The 1316-nt window shown below is 68.1% G+C and carries 1 protein-coding gene; it reads right to left on the reverse strand.

The window, feature by feature from the left end; genetic code table 11:
* Positions 1-1316, reverse strand: a 1316-nt coding sequence (locus A5696_RS29030; protein WP_156738223.1) for an HAD-IC family P-type ATPase, incomplete at both ends; no start/stop codon positions are given.

Raw genomic sequence — 1316 nt, forward strand, 5'->3', positions numbered from 1 at the left:
GCGAAAACGATAAACGTCTGGGTGAGAAGGTTTTCCAGGAACCACCCGGTGTGAAACGCCACCTCGCCGGCGTGCAGGATGCCGAGCATGAATCCGAAGGTCAAGAAGTCGAACAGCGAGTTGATGGGCCCGAACGTCAGCATGAACCTGCGGATGAAGGCGACGTTCCAGTGCGCCGGCGCATCGCGTTGCTCCTCATCGACGCGGTCGGTGGGGATCGCCAACTGCGAGGCATCGTAGAGCAGGTTGCCCAGCAGGATCTGGCTGGGCAGCATCGGCAGAAACGGCAAGAACGCCGACGCGGCGGCGGCGCTGAAGGTGTTGCCGAAATTGCTCGATGTGCCCATGAACACGTACTTGATGGTATTGGCGAAAATCCTTCTGCCCGTGGCCACCCCGGTGGCCAGCACCCCCAGGTCCTTTTCCAGCAAGACCACGTCGGCCGCGTCCTTGGCCACGTCGGTGGCGCTGTTGACGGAGATGCCCACATCGGCGGCGTGCAATGCCAGCGCGTCGTTGACGCCGTCGCCGAGGAAGCCGACCGATCGCCCGTTGCGGCGCAGCGCGGTGATCAGCCGCGCCTTCTGCTCGGGGGAGATGCGCGCGAAGATGGTGTGGTTTTGCGCGGCGTCGACGAACCCGTCGTCGTCGAGGGGTTCCAGCTCGGCGCCGGTGAGAGTGCCCTTGGACGCCAAACCCAGGTCATTGCAGACCTTTTCGGCGACCCGCGGATTGTCGCCGGTGGCGATCTTGAGCTCGATGCCCAGTTCGGCCAGCTGTGCCAGCGACTGGCGCGCCGCGGGTTTGGGTTCGTCGGCGAAGACCAGAAAGCCGGCCAGCGTGAGGTCGTGTTCGTCGTCGGCGGTGAGCTCCGTCAGCTCGGCGGCCGGGCGGGTGGCGACGGCGACCACCCGCCGTCCGGCGGCGAACAAGTCCGCCAGGGTCGCATCCGCGGCCGCCGGCGTCCCGTCGCACCGGTCCAGGACCTGTTCGGGGGCGCCCTTGACGACGAGGAGGCGGTTGCCGTCGTCGTCGACCAACACCGACGTCGCGCGCCGCTCGTGGTCGAACGGCAGCAGCGCGACGCGGCGCACCGCGCCGCCCACCAGTTGCTGTGGCTGCGGGGAGTCCCACAGCGCGGCGTCGAGCGGATTGGCGCTCACCACACCGGATTCCGGGTCGACGTCGGTGGCCAGCAACCCGAGCCGCCGGACCGGCTCGGCCGGCGCACCGGCCGGATCGACCGCGCCGACCAGGCGGATGCGGCCCTCCGTCAGCGTGCCGGTCTTGTCGGTGATCAGGATGTCGATGTCGCC

The sequence above is a fragment of the Mycobacterium sp. E2699 genome (genome assembly GCF_001666745.1).
Classification (GTDB): domain Bacteria; phylum Actinomycetota; class Actinomycetes; order Mycobacteriales; family Mycobacteriaceae; genus Mycobacterium.